The sequence below is a fragment of the Streptomyces sp. NPDC101227 genome (genome assembly GCF_044767545.1).
Lineage (GTDB): Bacteria > Actinomycetota > Actinomycetes > Streptomycetales > Streptomycetaceae > Streptomyces.
Map to the genome: position 1 here is coordinate 710,464 of NZ_JBIWOD010000002.1, position 16,051 is coordinate 726,514.

Sequence of the window (16,051 nt, forward strand, 5' to 3'; positions counted from 1 at the left end):
TTTGTGTAGGGGCCGGGCCGCTCTTTTTGTACGCCCTGGCCACTTGGCGGAGCCATGTGATTTTTCCGTCCTGGTCCGTGGCCGCGGGCTGCTCGAAAGCCGCGGCGGACCCGCGGACGCCCCTCCCGCCGTGGCGGCAAGTGCGGCCTTGATCCAGTATGCCTGAGCGACGGCACCGTGGGCGGCCCGCTTTTTCGGTCCCCGCTCTGGAGGGCCAGGTGGAAAGCCGCTGCCCGCGCCCCCTTCCGGCAGGGAAGGGGGCGCGGGAGATGACGTCCGGGAGCGCTTCAGACCGCGAGGTGGAAGCCCGCGCCGACTCCGCCGTGGGCGTTCATCTCGTCGATGATGCTCAGGATGGGCGAGCTGTGCTGAGCTCCCCAGGCGTTCCCGACCAGTGTCTGGCCGTCGACGACGGGAGAGCCGGAGTCACCGCCATCGGTCCAGACGAGGTGGGTGAACCAGATGCCGTTGGTGCCGAGCTTCATGCCACAGGTGAGGCCGGTCCGGTGGCCTTGCTTGCACATGCGGGTGCCGTTGGCGGGCGGGGCGCCGATCGAGGTGATGGACACTCCGCCGACGGTGCTGGTGGGCGCGACCCTGGACTCGTCCAGCTGGATCACCGCGTAATCCAGCCCCTTGGGGCCGGTGCTGAGCAGGTTGTTCGGGGTGCTGACGTACGTCACCGTGCCGATGGCTCCCGTTTCCAGGTCGGGGCGGCTGTCGGCGATCGGAGCGGGGGAGAAGGCCGTCCCCGCGGGCGAGGTGTCCCGGTAGACCTTCTCGCCGACGAGCTTGTTGCCCTGCTCGTCGATGAAGCAGTGGGCGTTGGTCAGGCCCACGAGGTTGCCGGCGGAGTCGCGGCCGACCGCGGTGAGGGTGCAGACGTAGTAGCCGGTCGGAGTCTCCGGGGACGGTGTCAGCCGGAAGATGATCCCGGTGCCGCCACCGATGGCCGTGCGGGTATCCGCGCTCGCCGCCGGGGCGGTGGCGAGGCCGGCACAGGCCAGGAGCAGTGCCAGGCCGAGGATGCGCAGGGTGCGTAACAAGCGATCACTTCCCATGTGTGGGTAAGGCGTTCAGGACGAGAACCACGGCGTCAGCCAACCGCCGAACGCGGGCCGGCGAAATGCAATCGTCTACTTTGGACTATGTGAGGTGCGTCACCCCAGCGGCCGCCGCCCGGGTGGGGTGTGAGCGACGCTCCCGCCCAGGGAATCCGTACGCGGAACCGGCGCGGTGGACGCGGCCGCATCGCCCTGTGGGGTTTTCTGTGGCGTGACACTGCTCACGGTCGCCGCGAGGTGGCGCCGTGCTGACCTCGGAGAGGGCTCTGACCTGCGGTGAAGTTCTTTCGTGACGCTCCAGCCGGTATCGGCGCGGAGGCCGCAGTACAGGTCGCCGCGCTGTTCCGGTCGGTGTTTTCGCAGGTCAGATGGGGTCGCGTCATTTGCCGTGTGTGCGGTTGTCGGCGCCTTTCATCACGTTCGGCAGGTGGCATGCTGACCACCTCCGCGTTACATGACGGCCCCGCAGGTAATACGTCCACGCAGGTCCGGCGTCTGATCTGTCCGTCGCCGACACCGTGCTGTACGTCAACGGCAGACCGAAGGGATCGAGAATGTTCCGCAAGGTACTGGTCGCGAATCGCGGTGAGATCGCGATTCGCGCTTTCCGCGCCGGCTATGAATTGGGCGCGAAAACCGTTGCCGTCTTCCCGTACGAGGACCGCAATTCACTGCACCGGCTGAAGGCCGACGAGGCATATGAGATCGGCGAGCCGGGCCACCCGGTGCGTGCCTACCTCTCCGTCGAGGAGATCGTCCGCGCCGCGCAGCAGGCCGGAGCGGACGCGGTGTACCCGGGATATGGATTCCTGTCCGAGAACCCCGACCTGGCGCGTGCGTGCGAGGAGGTGGGCATCACGTTCGTCGGGCCGGGCAGGGACACGCTCGAACTGACCGGGAACAAGGCGCGCGCGGTGGCCGCTGCCCGCGCGGCCGGGGTACCGGTGCTCGGCTCTTCCGAGCCCTCCACGGACGTGGACGAACTCGTCCGGGCCGCCGAGGACATCGGCTTCCCGGTGTTCGTCAAGGCCGTCGCGGGCGGCGGCGGGCGCGGGATGCGCCGCGTCGAGGACCCCGGCACACTGCGCGAGTCCATCGAGGCGGCGGCCCGCGAGGCGGCGGCCGCGTTCGGCGACTCCACCGTCTTCCTGGAGAAGGCCGTCGTCGACCCCCGCCACATCGAGGTGCAGATCCTCGCCGACGGAGACGGCAACGTCATCCACCTCTTCGAACGCGACTGCTCGATGCAGCGCCGGCACCAGAAGGTGATCGAACTCGCGCCCGCCCCGAACCTCGACCCGGCGCTGCGCGAGCGGATCTGCGCCGATGCCGTGACGTTCGCCCGGGGGATCGGCTACCGCAACGCGGGCACCGTGGAGTTCCTGCTCGACCGCGACGGAAACCACGTCTTCATCGAGATGAACCCGCGCATCCAGGTCGAGCACACGGTGACCGAGGAGGTCACCGATGTCGACCTCGTGCAGGCGCAGCTGCGTATCGCCGCAGGTGAGACGCTGGACGATCTCGGCCTCTCACAGGACACCGTCACCCTGCACGGCGCCGCACTGCAGTGCCGTATCACCACCGAGGACCCGGCGAACGGCTTCCGTCCGGACACCGGCAGGATCAGCGCCTACCGGTCGCCGGGCGGCTCCGGGGTCCGCCTGGACGGCGGCACCACACACGCCGGTACGGAGATCAGCGCGCACTTCGACTCGATGCTGGTCAAACTCACCTGCCGGGGCCGGGACTTCAACACCGCCATCGGCCGGGCCCGGCGCTCCGTGGCCGAGTTCCGCATCCGCGGCGTGGCCACGAACATCCCGTTCCTGCAGGCCGTGCTCGACGATCCGGACTTCCGGGCCGGGCGGGTCACCACCTCGTTCATCGAGGAGCGCCCGCATCTGCTCACCGCACGCCATTCCGCCGACCGTGGTACGAAGCTGCTCACCTACCTCGCGGACGTGACGGTGAACAAACCGCACGGCGCGCGGCCCGAGCTGAGCGATCCCACCACCAAACTGCCGCCCGTGCCCGCCACCGAACCACCGGCCGGCTCCCGGCAGCGGCTCGCCGAGCTCGGCCCGGAGGGGTTCGCCCGGTGGCTGCGGGAGTCACCGGCCATCGGCGTCACCGACACCACCTTCCGGGACGCCCACCAGTCGTTGCTCGCCACCCGGGTCCGCACCAAGGACATGCTCGCCGTCGCCCCGGTGGTGGCGCGGACGATGCCACAACTGCTGTCCCTGGAGTGCTGGGGCGGTGCCACTTACGACGTCGCACTCCGCTTCCTGGCCGAGGACCCCTGGGAGCGTCTCGCCGCGCTCCGGGAAGCCGTACCGAACATCTGCCTGCAGATGCTGCTCCGCGGGCGCAACACCGTGGGCTACACCCCCTATCCGACCGAGATGACCGACGCCTTCGTGCAGGAGGCCGCGGCCACCGGCATCGACATCTTCCGGATCTTCGACGCGCTCAACGACGTCGGCCAGATGCGGCCCGCGATCGACGCCGTACGGGAGACCGGAACGGCCGTCGCCGAGGTCGCCCTGTGCTACACCTCCGACCTGTCCGACCCGTCCGAGCGGCTCTACACCCTCGACTACTACCTCCGCCTGGCCGAGCAGATCGTGGCAGCCGGCGCCCAGGTCCTGGCCATCAAGGACATGGCGGGGCTGCTCCGGGCTCCGGCCGCCGAGACGCTCGTATCGGCGCTGCGCCGCGAGTTCGACCTGCCGGTGCACCTGCACACCCATGACACCGCGGGCGGTCAGCTGGCCACCTACCTCGCCGCGATCCGGGCCGGTGCGGACGCGGTGGACGGGGCGGTGGCGTCCATGGCCGGCACCACCTCACAGCCGTCGCTGTCGGCGATCGTGGCCGCGACCGACCACTCGGAACGGCCCACCGGGCTGGATCTGAAGGCGGTCGGGGACCTGGAGCCGTACTGGGAGAGCGTCCGCCGGATCTATGCGCCCTTCGAGGCGGGCCTGGCCTCGCCGACCGGCCGCGTCTACCACCACGAGATCCCCGGCGGGCAGCTGTCCAACCTGCGTGCGCAGGCGGTCGCGCTCGGCCTGGGTGACCGTTTCGAGGAGATCGAGGCGATGTACGCCGCCGCCGACCGGATCCTCGGCCGCCTGGTGAAGGTGACCCCTTCGTCGAAGGTGGTCGGGGACCTCGCCCTGCACCTGGTGGGCGCCGGGGTGACGCCGGAGGACTTCGAGGCGACGCCGAACGAGTTCGACATCCCCGATTCCGTCATCGGCTTCCTGCGCGGCGAGTTGGGCAATCCGCCCGGTGGGTGGCCCGAGCCGTTCCGCGCCAAGGCGCTGCAGGGCCGCGCCGAACCCCGGCCGGTGCAGGAACTGACCGCGGACGACCGCAGCGGACTCGAGAAGGACCGGCGCACGACCCTCAACCGGCTGCTGTTCCCCGGCCCGGCGCGCGATTTCGAGACGCACCGTGAGGCGTACGGCGACACCAGCGTGCTGGACAGCAAGGACTTCTTCTACGGGCTGAGTTCCGGAGCGGAGTACGCCGTCGACCTCGAACCGGGCGTACGGCTCCTGATCGAGCTGGAGGCCGTCGGCGAGGCCGATGAACGCGGTATGCGCACCGTGGTGTCCACCCTGAACGGCCAGCTGCGGCCGATCCAGGTGCGCGACACCGCCGCGGCCGCGGACGTGCCGGTCACGGAGAAGGCCGACCGGGCCAATCCCGGCCATGTCGCCGCCCCGTTCGCCGGGGTGGTGACGCTCGCGGTGAGCGAGGGCGACGAGGTGGCGGCCGGCACCACCGTGGCCACCATCGAGGCGATGAAGATGGAAGCCGCGATCACCGCCCCGAAGGCCGGGAAGGTGGCCAGGCGGGCCATCAACCAGGTCCAGCAGGTCGAGGGGGGCGACCTCCTGGTCGAGATCACCTGACCCGCCGCGTGCCGCGTACCTCGGCCCGCGTGCCGCTCCCGCACGCCGCCCTGCCGCGGTGTGCGGGAGCGGCGTGTCGGCGAGGGCGGGGCTGACGGGGCGGACGGGTTCGCTTGTGCGGCCGGTTCGGCACTTGGCGGACGGGCGCTCGTCTTTCCTCCTTCCCCGCACCGGACCCCGATTCAGGACAATGTCGCCTCGGCTCTTCGGTGTGCCGCCCGACGCGGTGTATCGCCAGGCAGGGGCGCCTGCCCGGGACGATCCGGGGCCGTGACGCCGGGCCGCCATGTCGAGTGCGTGTGCGAACTTTACGGTTCCGTTCGCACTGGCCGGTCGCCTGAAGGCCGGCACGGGACGCGGGGTGTGGCGGAGGGGCCGGATATCGATGGGGTCCTGAACCCCGTGAGCTCGATCTTCCGTCTCTTGTGACCGACGGGCCGGCGATCGCTCGTTCGACGGTCCGTGCACCACTCGCCCGACAGCGGATCGGGGGCGAGCTCGGTCCCGATCCGCTGCCGGTACGGCAGCACGGGGCCGCCACGGGGAGTTGGCGGCTCCGGCAGTCTCCCCGCGCCACCGGGCGCGTGGCCGACGGGAAGGCTTGATCGTTGAGCAGAGACAACCGTCCGCAGACCCTGGGGACCCTGCGGACCACGAGGACGCGATTACGATCGCGGCGGTGGATCACCGCCGTGCTCGCCGTCCTGAGCACGGTGGCGGCCCTGCTGACCGTTCCGTTGACCGCTGCGCCTGCGCACGCGGTGAACCTGGACGGCAGTTCGCCGTTCGCCACGTACAACATGCACGGCTCGGACAACGGTGCGAGGTGGACTACAGAGATCAACCGGCTGGTCGCGAACTACCCGGTGGTGATGCTGCAGGAGGCCGGCAGCGGGCCACCTCAGCCGGCGGACGACCACCGGACCAATTACCGGCAGATGCGGCTCGCTCCGAGCCGCAACCCCCAGCCCAGTTCCTACACGCTCTCGACCTGGGCGGGCGGCCCGAGCGGCACCAACCGCTACGTGTACTTCCTGCAGACCGACCCCCGCAGGATCAGCAACACGAATGAGGACACGTGGGACGGCGGCCAGATGAACCTGGCGACGGTCACCGACACCCAGGCCACTGAGGTCCGCGTCCTGGAGAACAACTACTACGACCCGGACCCGAACGCCCCGAACAACCGCTACCGGGCCCGCCCGTTGCTCGGCCTGCGGTTCGGGAACACCTGGTACTGGAACACGCATGCCCGCGGCGAGGACGTGACCGGAGACGTGAACAGGCCCGGACTGCTCGACCAGGTCCGCAACTTCATGGCCGGGCGCGACCAGCGCGGCCGGAACTGGGTCCTGGCCGGCGACTACAACGTGAACATCCTCAACCGCAACAACGACCAGGCCCGCCAGTCACTGCACCTGCGCGCCGGCGAGAGCCTGCTGCGCACGGGCCAGCCGACGTACATCAACGGCGACCACCCGAGCGAGCTGGACTACGCGGTCACCAGCGGCCTGCCCGGCGGCTTCACCGCGAACCGCGCGGACGGTGCCGGATCCGACCACGTGGCCGTGCACTTCGCGGGGACACCACCGCCCGTCGCGCCCACCGGCCCGTCACACGTCTACGCCACCAGGCTGGCCGCGCCCAACGGCAATCAGCTGCAGGAGAACCCGGACCGCTCGGTCGGGATCGGCGCCCCCAGCAATGACAGCAGCCAGACCTGGCGCATGTACACCAACGGCGACGCCCTCACCCACTACCTGCGAAACCCCGGCACGGGAGACTGCATCGCCGCCCCGACGCGTGCCCGGCGGGATACGTCCTCCCAGGCCGTCGTCGGCCACTGTGCTGATCCGCGGGCGCAGTGGACGATCAGCCACCTCGAGGACGACCCCGCGTGGAACAACGACAGCGGGGGGCCGCAGCGCTGGCAGAACGTGGCCTTCCCCGGGATGTGCCTGACCCCGTCCGGCAAGCAGGTGACCGTGGCACCGTGCGCGGAGGACCCAGCCCAGCGGTGGTGGGAGAACCCCGCCTCGCTTCCCAAAAACTGGTCGACGACCACCGGCAACGTACGCCTGGAATCCGCCTTCCTGGGCGGCCGTATGCTGAACGGATCCTTTCCCGGGACGGCCATCTACACCCAGCCCGCACCGCCCAAGTGGTGGTGGATCTACTGGCTGCGCCAGGAGCGCCTGGACTTCGGCTGGAACATCCAGCGCATCAGCCCGGACGACAACCTGGTGCGCTTCGAGAGCGAGTTCGGCGGCAACTACTGCCTGGGTGTCCGCGACGAGCACGCCACCTCGCAGACCGACGCCATGCTGCGGACGTGTGACGACGCGCGCGGCGTCGACGCGGCCGGCCAGCGCTGGCTGGCCGAGACCTACGCGGACGGCACCGTCCGCTACCGCAACGAAGCCAATCACCTCTGTCTGCTGGCCCCCGACGCCGACCGCGGCAGCGTCCGCCTCGCCCCGTGCAACGACATCCCGGCCCAGCGCTGGAGCGTGGTGAACCCCTGAACCCACCAGGGACCGGGCACCTACAGCCTGGGAGCCACCGGCCGGAGCGCGCGGTGAATTCGACTCCGTGCGGCGCGGTCTGAGCGGCGGCAGAGCCGGTGCCGACGTCCGGGCTCCCCGGCCCGTACGGACGCCGACACCGGCTCCAGCGCAAGGCGTACGGCGCGCGGCCCCACCCGCTCCGGGTGGGCTCAGGGGCGGGGCTGTTGCTGGGTGACGCAGTGGATGCCGCCGCCGCCCGCGCCGAGGCCGTCGATGTCGAGCTGTTCGACGACCCGGTCCGGGAAGAGCCGCTGGAGGGTCGCTTTGGCCGCGGCGTCGGCACGGGTGTCGCCGAACTGGGCGGAGACCACGGCGCCGTTGCACACGTAGTAGTTGGCGTACGACGCGACGAAGTCGGGGTCGGTGGCGCGGATGCGCTTGTAGTCGGGGCCCTGGAGCCGGGTGACCGCGATCGGTTTGCCCTGGGCGTCGGTGGATGTGGAGAGGATCCGGTACTGCCGGCGCGCGTCCCGCGACCAGGCATCGGTGTCCGTGGCGAGCGGCATCTGGACCAGCCCGGCGGCGGTGGCCAGGAACCTGGAGGTGGCGTCGACGTGGTCGTCGGTGATGTCGCGACCGGTCACACCGTTGAACCAGATCACCTTGGACGCCCCGTAGGCGTCGCACAGGGCGGTTTCGATCCCCGCCTGGGACAGGTCCGGGTTGCGGTTGGAGTTGATGAGGCTGCTTCTGGTGGCCATGAGCGTGCCGTTGCCGTCGGTCTCCACCGCGCCGCCCTCGCCGACGAAGCCGGCGGCGGTGAAGGGCACTCCGAGGTGGGCAGCGAGGCGTTCGGCGACCAGGGCGTCGTTGGCGTGGGGTTGTTTGTTGCCCCAGCCGTTGAAGTTCGTCCCGATGGCGTTCAGGCCGCCTGCGCCGTCGGTGCGGAAGACCGGGCCGGTGTCGCGCATCCAGCAGTCGTCGACCGGGATCGTGTCGAGGACGGTCACGGAGGGTCCGCAGGCGCTCCGGGCTGCGGGGACGCCGGCGGGATTGGCGCACAGGGTGACGGGTTCGTACTTCGCGACCGTTCTCGCGATGAGGGCGATGTTCGCCTGGACGCCGCGCAGCTTCGGGCCCCAGATGTCGGTACTGTCGGGCCAGGCCATCCAGGTCCGGGTGTGCGCGACGGTGTCGATCGGTACGGCGAAGCCCGACGCCGACGCGGGTGCCCGGCCGGCCGCCAGGGCCTTGTCGGCGCCGGCGGCCGCCCAGGCAGCACCGGCCGCGGCGAGGCCGGTGGCCGCCAGGAAGCTTCGTCTGCCAAGGGTGTGGCGGGAGGTGCCGTGGGGTGCAGCCTGCTCGTTCATCTCTGGCCTCCGGTCGGTCGTTGCGGATCAGTGGCGTACGGATCTCTGGTGCGGTTCGGGTGGAACTGGGCGTGGCGGTTCCGTCGGGCACTGGAGAGGGCCTGCGGGGCCCAGCCCGGACGGGGAATGGAGTCCAACAGCAGCTGGGTGTAGGGGTGTTGGGGAGCGCTGAGCACCTGAGATGTGCTGCCGGATTCGATGATCCGGCCTTGGCGCATGACGACGATGTCGTCCGTGACGCAGCGCACCACGCCGAGGTCGTGGGTGATGAACAGGTAGCTGATTCCGGTCTGTTCGCGGATGTCGGCGAGCAGGTTGAGGATCTGTGCCTGTACCGAGACGTCCAGGGCGGCGACGGCTTCGTCCAGGACGAGGACGGCCGGTTCCACCGCCAGGGCCCGGGCGATGGCGACCCGCTGCCGCTGGCCTCCCGAGAGCTCCCGGGGCAGTGCGCCCGCGGCCCGGGCACCCAGGCCGACCTGGCCGAGGAGCTCGGCCGGCCGGCGGGAATGGCCGGCCCGGGGGAAGTGGAGCCGCAGGGTCTCCCGCAGCGCCGCGTCGACGCTGATTCTCGGGTCGAGGGAGAGGTAGGGGTCCTGGAAGACCATCTGCACCTCGCGGGCGCGCGCCAGCCGGGCGGCCCGTCCACGGACCCGGCTGCCGCGCTCCTGGCCGTGCACCACGACCCGGCCGGCGTCCGCGCCTTCCAGGCCCACGACGATCCGGGCCGTGGTCGTCTTGCCCGAGCCGGATGCGCCGACGATGCCGAGTGATCCGCCGGTGGGGAGGGCGAACGAGACGTCGTCCACCGCGCGGACGGTGCCGTACGAGCGGCACAGGCCGGTGACTTCCAGCGCGGGCTCAGTCATGGACGGCGCTCCCTTCGAGCCGGTCACTGTGGTGGCAGGCGACGAGGTGGGTGGGTTCGCCCGGCACCGGGCGCTCAGCGGGTATGTGTTCGGCGCAGACATCGGTCGCGGACGCGCAGCGCGGGGCGAACGGACAGCCGGTCAACTCCGCCAGTAGGTCAGGAGGTTGACCTTCGATGGCGGCCAGTCGTTTTCGTGGGGCGTCGAGCCGCGGGGTCGCGGCGAGCAGTGCGGCCGTGTACGGGTGCCGCGGCCGGGCGAACAGGGCCTCGGCGGGGCCGGACTCGACGATCCGGCCGGCATACATGACGCACACCCGGTCGCTGATGGCCGCCGCGAGGCCGAGGTCGTGGGTGACGAAGAGCAGCCCGGTGCCGAAGCGTGCGCGAAGGTCCGCGAGGAGGGCGACGACCTCGGCCTGACTGGTGACGTCGAGGGCGGTGGTGGCTTCGTCGGCCAGGAGCAGGGCGGGTTCGCCCATCAACGCGGCCGCGATCATGACGCGTTGCAGCATGCCGCCGGAGACCTGGCTCGGGTAGCGGCGCAGTATCGCGGGGGACAGGCCGACGGCGTCGAGCATCTCGCCGGCGCGTTCGTTCGCCTCGGCCACGGGCATTCCGGTGTTCAGGCGCAGGCTCTCGGTGAGGAAGTCGCCGATGCGGCGCAGTGGATTGATGGCGGCCCGGGGGTCCTGGAAGATCATCGCCGCGCTGCCGGTGCGCAGGGCGCGGAGCTGCTGGGGAGTCATGCCGAGGACGTCCGCGCCGGCGACCTCGATGCGCCCCTCCGCGGTGGCGCCGGGAGGCAGTAGGCGCAGGACGCTGCGCGAGGTGAGGGTCTTGCCGGAGCCGGACTCGCCGACCAGGGCGACGGTCCGGCCGGCGTCGACGGTGAGGTCCACGCCGTCCAGTACCGGCCGGGCGGTGCGCGGCAGCCACAGCCGCAGACCTCGGACGTTGAGGACGGGAGGGGTGTCGGGGGCGCTCATCAGCGGTTCCTCCTGGCGACCCGGTCGGCCCAGCGTTCGCCGACGACGTTGAAGGCGACGACGGTCAGCACGATCGCCGCGCAGGGCAGGATCGCCGACAGGGGATAGCCCTGTTGGACGGCGGTCTGGCCGTCGAAGACCATCCGGCCCCAGTCGGGGGTGAGCGCCGGGACGCCCAGGCCGAGGAAGGAGAGGCCGGCCAGGTCGATGAGGGCGTAACCGAAGTTGATGGTCGACTGGGCGAGGATGACGGGGGCGATGTTCGGCAGGACATGTCGCAGGCAGATCTGGATGCCCGAGTGCCCCTGCACCACATAGGCGCTGGCATAGGGGCGTTCGCGCTCGGCGAGGACCAGTGACCGGGTGAGCCGGCTGACGTACGGGAGATAGGCGACGGCGAGGGCGAGGACGGGAGCCACGAGCCCTTCGCCGTACACGGAGACGATCAGGATCGCGAGCAGCATCCCGGGGAAGGCGAAGACCAGTTCCGTACTGCGGGAGAGGACCGAGTCCAGCCAGCCGCCCCGCCACGCCGCGGTCGCGCCGATGACGACACCGGTCAGTGTGGAGAAGGCGACCACACCGAGCGGGCCCAGTAGTGAGGTGCGGGCGCCTATGAGCAGGCGGGAGAGGGTGTCGCGGCCGGAGGCGTCGATGCCGAACGGGTGGGCCGGCGACGGTCCGGCGAGCGCGTTCCCGAGGTCGACCGCGTTGGGGTCGGCCGGGACGATCCAGGGCGCGGCCAGTGCCGCCAGAACCAGCACGGCGACGCATCCGAGGCAGAGCGCGTACAGCGGGGCGCCCGCGGTGCGGATCCGGGCGAACCCGGGCCTGCGCAGGGGGACGACAGCGGTCATCCGGCCGACCTCCCGGGGGCGAAGGTGACGCGGGGGTCGACCAGCGGATGGAGCAGGTCGACCACGAGGTTCACCGCCATGAAGAGCCCGACCATGATCAGGGAGATGGCCTGCACCGTGGGGAAGTCCTTTGTGGTGATGGACAGTTCGAGGAGCTGGCCGATGCCGCCCACGCCGAACGCCGACTCGACCAGGACGGTGCACACCAGCAGGGTGGAGACGATCAGGCCACCGGTGGTGAGCACCGTGCCCAGTGCGTTGCGGAACACATGACGACCGACGACCTTGCGCTTCGGCACGCCGCGGCTGAGCGCCACGGTGACGTGTTCCTGACCGAGTACGTCGAGCATCGCGCTGCGACTGACGCGGGCCAGCATGCCGATCAGATACAGCGCGAGGGCGACCGCGGGCAGGGTCAGGTGCCAGAGCATCTGCCCAGGACCGTCTCCGGTGCCGCCTGCGGGGAACCAGTGCAGCCGCAGCGCGAACAGCCCCTGGAGCATGACCGCGGCGACGAAGGACGGAGTGCCCACGGCGAGGGTGGTGGCGACCAGGATCGCCGAGTCCACGGCGCCACCGCGGACCGCGCCGATCCGGCCCAGTGCGAGGCCCACGACCAGCACCAGGAGCAGCGCCATGGTGACCAGGAGCAGGGTGGCCGGCAGCCGGTCCGCCAGGAGCCGGGACACGTCGGTGCGGTAGGTGATCGAGCGGCCGAAGTTGCCGTGCAGCAGTTGGCCGAGCCAGCGGAAGTACCGTACGGCGAACGGGTCATTGAGGTGGTACTGCGCGTTGATGGCTTCGAGGGCCGCGGGGGAGGACGACCGTCCCGACAGCAGGAAGCCGGCCGGGTTGCCGGGTGCCAGATACATCGCGCCGAAGATCACGAACGAGGCACCGAGCAGCGTGGCGGCCATCTCGGCCAGCCGCCGCAGGGCGAATCTCACGAAGTTCATCGCGCGGCCCCGACGTCGGCGGCCCAGGGGGAGTAGAGGTAGGAGATGGTGGTGGGGGCGCCGGTGATCCGCTTGTTGAGGAACACGGCGGTGGGCCACTCGGCCACGGGGATCCACAGGGCCTGCTCTGCGGCCTTGTGCTGGAGCTCGGCCTCGATGGCCAGCCGCCGCGCCGGGTCGTCGGTGGCCCGGGCGCGGTCGACCAGGGTGTCGTAGGCGCGGTCGTGGTAGCCGGCGTAGTTCTGGTACGCGCCGGTCCGGAAGTTGCTCAGCAGGTCCAGCGGATCGGTGATGGAGTCGTAGTACGTCTCCGGGAACATGTCGATCCCCTCGCGCGCCTTGGGGTCGGTGAAGAGCGCGCTGAAGGCATTGGGGGCGATGGTCTTGAGGCGGACACGGAGCCCGATCTGGGTGCCGGCTGCCTGCACCGCGGTGGCCAGCAGTGACACGTCCTGGCCGATGGAGCTGGTGGCGATGGTGACCGTCTTGCCGGTGGCACCCGCCTCCTTGATGAGCTTCCTGGCCTCGGCCAGGTTTCGCGTGAGGGGTGGCAGTCCGCCGAAGGCGGCATGTGTGACGGCTGCGGGGGCGGCGGCCCACGCGGCCTTGGTGGTGAGGGAGCTGGTGGCGGTTCCCGCCCCGCTCAGACCGGTCTTCACGAAGCCCCGCCGGTCCAGGGCCAAGGACAGCGCGCGGCGGACCCGGACGTCGCCGAGCGCGCCACGCATGGTGGTGACGTTGACGTTGACGCTGCTCAGTCCCTCGCCGAAGGAGAGGGTGCCGACACCACTGGAACGCAGCGCGGTATAGCTCTCGGTGGGGATGAGGTATCCGCCGTCCACCTCACCACCGAGCATCGCCTTGGTCCGTGCGGAGGAGTCGGGGAGGAAGCGGAACACCACTTTCGCCGACTTGGCCCGGGCGCCCCAGTAGCCGTCGAAGCGCCGGAGTTCGACGGACTGGCCCTTGCTCCAGGACCCGAGCCGGAACGGGCCGGTGCAGTCCAGGCTGCCTGAGGTGCCGTAGTTCCGGCCGGCTGCCCGGACGCCGGACCGGCTCGCCACCACTCCGGCCGTGGTCGCCATGTACTGGGGGAACTGCGAGTCAGGCCGCTTGAGCTTCACGGTCACTTGGAGCGGGCCGGTCTTGGCGAGGGAGCCGACGTTCTTGAAGACCGATGCCCACGCCGACCCATTGGCGGGATTCATCTGCCGGTTGAGGCTGAAGATCACGTCGTCGGCGTTCAGCACGCCGCCGTCGTGGAAGCGCACACCCGGCCGCAGGTCGTAGACCCAGGTCAGCGGGTCGGGATGGGTGGCCTTCCGCGCCAGGCCCGGGGCCACGGTCAGCCGGGGAGTCCACCGCATCAGGCTCTCGCAGACATTGGAGAGGATCATGTTCTGCGGGTAGTCGAAGGCGGAGATGTAGTCGAGTGTGGAGGGTTCCGCGTACAGGGCCCAGCTGAAGGAGTTGATCTCTCCCTTGGCGGCGGGGGTGCTCGCGGAGAGGCGGAAATCCGCTCTCGTGCCGGAGGCCCCGGCGTCGGGCGGCCCCGCACAGGCGGACAACAGGAGGAGGGCGGACAGCGCCCCAGCCGCGGGGGTCCGCCGACGGGTGCGGCGTCTCCCCGGTCGGGGTGGAGGGATGAGCATCGGTGCAATTCCTCTCCGTACACGGTGGGAGGGAGCAGAGCGGGCGGGCCGACCCGGGGCCACCGGTCGACGGGCGGCCCGGGGACGGGGCGGGTGGACGGTGTTCAGGCCCCAGGGGGCACGGCGGGCACTTGCTGGGTGATGCAGTGGACCCCGCCTCCGCCGTGGGCGATCACGCGGGTGGGTACGCCCACCACCTTCCGGCCGGGGCAGGCCGCGGCGATAACGGCCAGCGCCTCCGCGTCCTGCGGCAGACCGGCGACCGGGACGACGACACCCCCGTTGGCCAGGTAGAAGTTGAGGTACCCGACCTCCACCGGCGCACCGGCGACCTCGACGAACGCGCTCTGCGGAAGGTCGACGATCTCCAGGCGGCGCCCGCGGGCGTCCGTGGTGGCTTCCAACACCGCGCGGTTGGCCCGCATCCGCGCGTAGTCGGGGTGCTCCGGGTCATCGGGAATCTGCACCACGACCTTGCCCGGGGCGACGAAGGCGCAGACGCCGTCCACGTGCCCGTCGGTCTCGGTGTCCAGCAGACCGCCGTACGGGAGCCAGACGACTTTGCTGACACCGAGCCGGGCCATCAGTTCGGACTCGATCTCCGCCCGGCTCATCCCCGGATTGCGGTTCGGGTGGAGCAGACACTGCTCGGTGGTGATGAGCGTGCCCTCGCCGTCCACGGTGATCGCGCCGCCTTCCAGGACCATCTCAGAGCGCACGGACCGGTCGCCGAGCAGGCCGAGGAGCAGGCTGCTCACGCGGTCGTCGGCATCGAACGGGTGGTGCTTGCCACCCCAGGCGTTGAACCGGAAGTCCACGCCGGCCCGCCGGCCGTCGGGGTCGAGGACGAAGAGCGGCGCGGAGTCCCGGAACCACGAGTCGTCCATGGGCAGTTCGGTCACCCCGATGCCCTCACCGCACACCGCACGGGCCTCGTCGGCGTGGCCGGGCGGCGCGACCATGGTCACCGGCTCGAACCGGGCGATGGCACGCGCCACTTCGGCGTACTCCTGCTTGGCCGTCTCCAGGACGGTGCCCCACAGGTCGACCCGGGTGGGCCAGGCCATCAGGCAGCGTTCGTGCTCGGTCCACTCAGCGGGCATGCGGAAGCTCATAGGAACTCTCTTCTCCGGTTCGTCCGGGGTCTGGAGGAGGGGGCCGAGTGCGAGACGCGGCGGGTGCCGAGACGGCAGAAGCAAGGTGATGGCCGTAGAACTGGGGCCCGTTCGGAGGTCCAGCGCGTGGGGGACCGTCGATGTGCGGGAATCCTGCCCCGAACTGAAAATTCAGTCAAGAAGTTCGGGGCGAGGAATCCGCGAGTATTCAGAGGGGGAGGCGGGGCCCGGGGGAATCCGGGCACGCCGGATCGGCGCGACGGGGCGCCACCGGGTGGCGTGCCGCGGGATCCGCTCCGCGCAGTACTACACGTGGACTCTGTGGCCCTTCACAGGAAGTACAGGCGGCTGAGCGACATTTCCTCGACCGGCTCCGAGCGGATCGGCTCCCCGTCCAGCGTCACCAGGCCACTCTCCGCGTCGACCTGCACCTCGCCCAGGCGCGCGTTGTTCACCAGGTCGGCGGGACCGATCCCGCGGGTGCCGCGCACGGCTACCCTGCGGCGTCGGGTGGCCAGCGCGTCGTAGGGCCTGCCGGACGAACCCGACTCGGCGGCGGCCCGGCTGACGAACGCCACCGACAGATCCGCCGCCGTCGCACCGTGGGCGCCGAACTGCGTTCCGAGCACCAGGGGTTCACAGTGGTCATTGGCGGCGTTGGGGTCGCCGGTGACGCCGTAGGCGGGGAAGCCGGACTTGAGGATCAGTTGTGGTTTGGCGCCGAAGTACTGCGGGGACCAGAGC

10 protein-coding genes and 1 pseudogene are annotated in these 16,051 nt (G+C 70.6%); 2 read left to right on the plus strand and 9 right to left on the minus strand.

Annotated elements, in window-relative coordinates; all coding sequences use genetic code 11:
• Positions 1-287 precede the first annotated feature (287 nt).
• The gene (locus ACIRPT_RS06845; protein WP_403823307.1) at positions 288-1,046 is read right to left on the minus strand and encodes a trypsin-like peptidase domain-containing protein; all 759 of its coding nucleotides are present in this window, start codon (positions 1,044-1,046) and stop codon (positions 288-290) included.
• Positions 1,047-1,618: 572 nt separating this feature from the next.
• Between ACIRPT_RS06845 and ACIRPT_RS06850 the strand changes: the two genes are divergently transcribed.
• Both ACIRPT_RS06850 and ACIRPT_RS06855 read left to right on the plus strand, forming a co-directional pair.
• Positions 1,619-4,993, plus strand: coding sequence for a pyruvate carboxylase (locus ACIRPT_RS06850; RefSeq protein WP_403823310.1), 3,375 nt, complete (start codon positions 1,619-1,621; stop codon positions 4,991-4,993).
• A gap of 692 nt (positions 4,994-5,685) precedes the next feature.
• Positions 5,686-7,518, plus strand: coding sequence for a ricin-type beta-trefoil lectin domain protein (locus tag ACIRPT_RS06855; RefSeq protein ID WP_403823313.1), 1,833 nt, complete (start codon positions 5,686-5,688; stop codon positions 7,516-7,518).
• Between the two features lie 191 nt (positions 7,519-7,709).
• Here the strand turns inward: ACIRPT_RS06855 and ACIRPT_RS06860 are convergent, their stop codons facing one another.
• The 8 genes and pseudogenes from ACIRPT_RS06860 to ACIRPT_RS06895 form a co-directional block, all read right to left on the minus strand.
• Entirely contained in the window at positions 7,710-8,870 is a 1,161-nt protein-coding gene (locus ACIRPT_RS06860) for an agmatine/peptidylarginine deiminase (protein ID WP_403823316.1), read from the minus strand.
• Complete coding sequence (locus ACIRPT_RS06865; RefSeq protein WP_403823318.1) at positions 8,867-9,739, minus strand: ABC transporter ATP-binding protein; 873 nt, start codon at positions 9,737-9,739, stop codon at positions 8,867-8,869. The genes ACIRPT_RS06860 and ACIRPT_RS06865 overlap by 4 nt, the downstream gene beginning before the upstream one ends.
• Positions 9,732-10,727: an ABC transporter ATP-binding protein gene (locus ACIRPT_RS06870; RefSeq protein ID WP_403823321.1), complete on the minus strand. Its 996-nt coding sequence runs from the start codon at positions 10,725-10,727 to the stop codon at positions 9,732-9,734. Before ACIRPT_RS06870 ends, ACIRPT_RS06865 begins: the two co-directional genes overlap by 8 nt.
• A complete protein-coding gene (locus ACIRPT_RS06875) occupies positions 10,727-11,584 on the minus strand; it encodes an ABC transporter permease (protein ID WP_403823324.1) in 858 nt (285 codons plus the stop codon). The genes ACIRPT_RS06870 and ACIRPT_RS06875 overlap by 1 nt, the downstream gene beginning before the upstream one ends.
• Positions 11,581-12,540, minus strand: a complete 960-nt coding sequence (locus ACIRPT_RS06880; RefSeq protein WP_403823327.1) for an ABC transporter permease — start codon at positions 12,538-12,540, stop codon at positions 11,581-11,583. Before ACIRPT_RS06880 ends, ACIRPT_RS06875 begins: the two co-directional genes overlap by 4 nt.
• Complete coding sequence (locus ACIRPT_RS06885; protein ID WP_403823330.1) at positions 12,537-14,192, minus strand: ABC transporter substrate-binding protein; 1,656 nt, start codon at positions 14,190-14,192, stop codon at positions 12,537-12,539. Before ACIRPT_RS06885 ends, ACIRPT_RS06880 begins: the two co-directional genes overlap by 4 nt.
• 104 nt (positions 14,193-14,296) lie before the next feature.
• On the minus strand, positions 14,297-15,295 hold the full coding sequence (locus tag ACIRPT_RS06890; RefSeq protein WP_403823333.1) for an agmatine/peptidylarginine deiminase: 999 nt from the start codon (positions 15,293-15,295) through the stop codon (positions 14,297-14,299).
• Between the two features lie 341 nt (positions 15,296-15,636).
• Positions 15,637-16,051 (minus strand): annotated as a pseudogene (locus ACIRPT_RS06895) (urease subunit alpha); the annotation flags it as partial.

Coding starts and splice junctions, on each gene's coding strand:
- ACIRPT_RS06850 (WP_403823310.1), top strand. CDS start 1,619: ATGTTCCGCAAGGTACTGGTCGCGAATCGCGGTGAGATCGCGATTCGC.
- ACIRPT_RS06860 (WP_403823316.1), bottom strand. CDS start 8,870: ATGAACGAGCAGGCTGCACCCCACGGCACCTCCCGCCACACCCTTGGC.
- ACIRPT_RS06865 (WP_403823318.1), bottom strand. CDS start 9,739: ATGACTGAGCCCGCGCTGGAAGTCACCGGCCTGTGCCGCTCGTACGGC.
- ACIRPT_RS06870 (WP_403823321.1), bottom strand. CDS start 10,727: ATGAGCGCCCCCGACACCCCTCCCGTCCTCAACGTCCGAGGTCTGCGG.
- ACIRPT_RS06875 (WP_403823324.1), bottom strand. CDS start 11,584: ATGACCGCTGTCGTCCCCCTGCGCAGGCCCGGGTTCGCCCGGATCCGC.
- ACIRPT_RS06880 (WP_403823327.1), bottom strand. CDS start 12,540: ATGAACTTCGTGAGATTCGCCCTGCGGCGGCTGGCCGAGATGGCCGCC.
- ACIRPT_RS06885 (WP_403823330.1), bottom strand. CDS start 14,192: ATGCTCATCCCTCCACCCCGACCGGGGAGACGCCGCACCCGTCGGCGG.
- ACIRPT_RS06890 (WP_403823333.1), bottom strand. CDS start 15,295: ATGCCCGCTGAGTGGACCGAGCACGAACGCTGCCTGATGGCCTGGCCC.